This window comes from Ideonella benzenivorans (genome assembly GCF_020387415.1).
In the GTDB taxonomy this organism is placed as follows: Bacteria; Pseudomonadota; Gammaproteobacteria; order Burkholderiales; family Burkholderiaceae_C; genus Ideonella; species Ideonella benzenivorans.
Genome location: NZ_JAGWCB010000002.1, coordinates 1 through 1688, shown reverse-complemented (window position 1 = coordinate 1688; position 1688 = coordinate 1). Strand labels below are relative to the sequence as shown.

General features: G+C 64.6%; 1 protein-coding gene. It reads right to left on the bottom strand.

The genetic code is table 11. The features are described 5' to 3' along the window. Window positions 1-45: 45 nt before the first annotated feature. Entirely contained in the window at window positions 46-1404 is a 1359-nt protein-coding gene (locus KGA65_RS00790; protein ID WP_225861239.1) for an IS110 family RNA-guided transposase, read from the bottom strand. Window positions 1405-1688: the final 284 nt, after the last annotated feature.

Below are 1688 nucleotides of genomic sequence, written 5' to 3'. Positions count from 1 at the left end.
CTCTCAAGAAACACCAACCAAGTGATTGATTTGCAAAGGTGTTTTTTAGACGGGTTCTGCTGCGACGAGTTTCATGCCGAGCTTGCTGGCCCGCTGACTGAGGTTGTGCAGCACCCGCTGGCGGTAGCGCTCCTCGTAGTAGTCCTGGCCTTGATCGGTGTATTCCTCGCCCTTGGTGAGCATGGCGTAGATCAGGCGAGCGAGCTTGTGGGCCGCGGCCGTCACGGCCTTGGGCTTGTCCATGCGTGAACACAGGCGGCGGAAGTACGCCCCCAGGGCGGATTGGCTTGAACGCAGCGCTGCAGCGGCCAGCCGCAGTGCCTGCGCGGCTCGGTTGGCACAGCGTTTGGTCTTCCCGCTCATGACCTTGCCGCCGGTGATCTTGGTGCCCGGGCACAGCCCCAGCCAAGAGGCGAAGTGCTTGTCGCTGGCGAACTTGCGCATGTCGGTGCCGGTCTCCGAGAGCACCGCCAACGCGGTGGTCACGTCGATGCCATCGATGCGGGTGAGGTCCACGCCGCACATCTGGAACAGCCGGGTGCGCAGGTCGAACTTGGGCGCATTGCGGGCCTTGCCGCGCTTCTTGCCCTTGGCTGGCTCCGCGTCGCTGATGTGCAGGCGCTGCAATTGAGCATCGATCTCGGTGTCGCACTGAGCCAGTTGCTGGCCGCAGAAGTCGAAGGCCTCCAGCGCCTGCCGCAGCGCGAACAGATGCTCGGTGCGCCAGTTGCCGCGCAGACTGCGCGCGATGTCCTCTTCGCTGGCATGAACGCGCGCGTTGCGCAGCGCTGCCAGCGCATACGGGTTGCGTTCACCCGCGACGATGGCACGCAGGATGGCCTGGCCGCTGGCACCGGCCACATCGGCAATGACGTTGGCCAACTGGATGTTCATCTGCACCAAGGCCTTCTGCATGTGCTGCACGCTGCGGGCCTGGGTGCGAAGCAGGGTATGGCGCTGGCGGGTCAGCGCGCGCAGCACGCACACACCGTCATCGGGCCGGAAGGCCCCACGCAGCAAGCCGTAGCTCATGAGTTGCTGCAGCCACTGGCAATCGAGCACATCGCTCTTGCGGCCCGAGACATTCTTGACGTGACGGGCATTGACCAGCAGCACCGTGAAGCCGCGCGCGTCCAGCAACTCGAACAGCGGGATCCAGTACACCCCGGTGGACTCCATGGCCACGGTGTCTATCCCACAGGCCTGGAGCCAGTCGGCCAGACGTTGCAGGTCGCCGGTGAAGCTGGCGAACTCCCGCACCGGCTCGTCGTCGCGGTCAGGCGGTACCGCCACGAAGTGCGAAGCGCTGCCGATGTCGACACCCGCCGCGTTGGGGTGGGTGATGGTGATGGCTCCGCGTCCCTTGCCGGGCTTGGGAGTGAGGTTGAGATTGCCTTGCGCCATGGGCTCCTCCATCATGAGAAGTGGAACGTGGCACCGGATCGGGTACGTCGTCTTGATCACTCTCTCAAACGGGATATCGCCGTGCAGGCCGTGAACCTGCGCGATGATTCACCAATGTCGATGACGCAGCCCATGACCACGCTAACCCGCGGGCAGTACGCACCATTGCCATATCGGTCTTCCCCGGCGCCACGTTCCACCTTGCCACGCCGCCAGCGGCTGCGCCAACCCGTGTTTCTTCGGGACGATTTGCGGCGCGGGCGGGCCGATTACTCCGCTAACCC

Coding starts and splice junctions, on each gene's coding strand:
- KGA65_RS00790 (WP_225861239.1), bottom strand. CDS start 1,404: ATGGCGCAAGGCAATCTCAACCTCACTCCCAAGCCCGGCAAGGGACGC.